At 68.1% G+C, this 1,055-nt stretch carries 1 protein-coding gene; it reads left to right on the top strand.

Translation table 11 applies throughout. The annotated features are described in order from the left end of the window. Positions 1 to 393: transposase (locus AB0J67_RS41365; protein ID WP_363491322.1), on the top strand; the 393-nt coding region annotated here is incomplete at its 5' end. Positions 394 to 1,055 lie beyond the last annotated feature (662 nt).

Here is a 1,055-nt window from a genome sequence, read left to right as displayed (position 1 = left end):
CCGTCGCCGCCCTGGTCTCCGACCGCACCATCACCTGGTGAAACGCCCCGGAGCGGCCCATCACGCGACCTCAACTATTGCGCACAAGATCGTAACACCGACGAGTTCCGGCGTGACGCGGTCGGGCTGGTCCGGTCGTCGGGCCGTCCGATCAACGAGGTGGCCCGCGATCTCGGCGTCAGCCACGAGACGTTGCGCGGGTGGGTCCGCAAGGCCGAGGCGGCCGCGCGGCCGCCCGCGCCGGGTGAGCTGTCTGCCGCCGAGCGCGACGAACTGCGCCGGCTGCGCAAGCGGGTCGCGGGCCTGGAGACGGAGAAGGAGATGGAGATCCTGCAGGGTCTGGGCCACCGTCACCAGGCACGACAGGCAGTCTTCGAGTACATCGAGATCTAGTACAACCGTCGGCGCCTACACTCGAGCCTAGGCTACCGCACGCCCCACGAGGCGCCCACCGCCCACTACCGCAACGAACACGCCCCTCGCAGCGTGAGAACCCGGTGTCTACTCCCGGGGTGGAAGCTCACCCAAACTGACCGCGACATCTCTGGCTGCGGGCACCTGGCCCATGCCCCGCCGGGGCGGTGCCGCTGCGACCGAAGGGGTGGTCGGTGCGGCACCGCCTGCCGGCCTCCACCCAGCAGGAGCTCGGGGACACCCCGGCACCGTTCTCCACACCCCTGTGCGGTGCCGGGTCGAGGCGATCATGTCCCCGAGGGGTGCACATTCATACCGGCGCCCAAGGCGCGCGCCAACAGCACAATGCGCCCGCTCGCGAAGACCACCCATTCAGCCGATGCCGTATCCCCCACCAAGCTGGGTCGCGAAAGCCGCCGGCCTGTGCAGTTGGCCGTGGTGGCCTCGAGGGTTCGAACCTACGACCCTCCGGCTCTTACGATCTTGTGCGCGATAGCTGTCAACGGTCTGTTGGATCACCGGGTGGGCGGACGTGTGGCATCCGGCCTGGCGGACAGCAGTTCTGGATCTGGCGAAGATCTTGTGGTGCAGTGCTTCACGGCGTCGTGTGTGGACTGTGATACATGATCGCGGTGCGATGT

The organism is Catellatospora sp. NPDC049609, from assembly GCF_040675365.1.
Classification (GTDB): Bacteria; Actinomycetota; Actinomycetes; order Mycobacteriales; family Micromonosporaceae; genus Catellatospora.
This window is presented reverse-complemented; position numbering and strand designations above follow the sequence as displayed.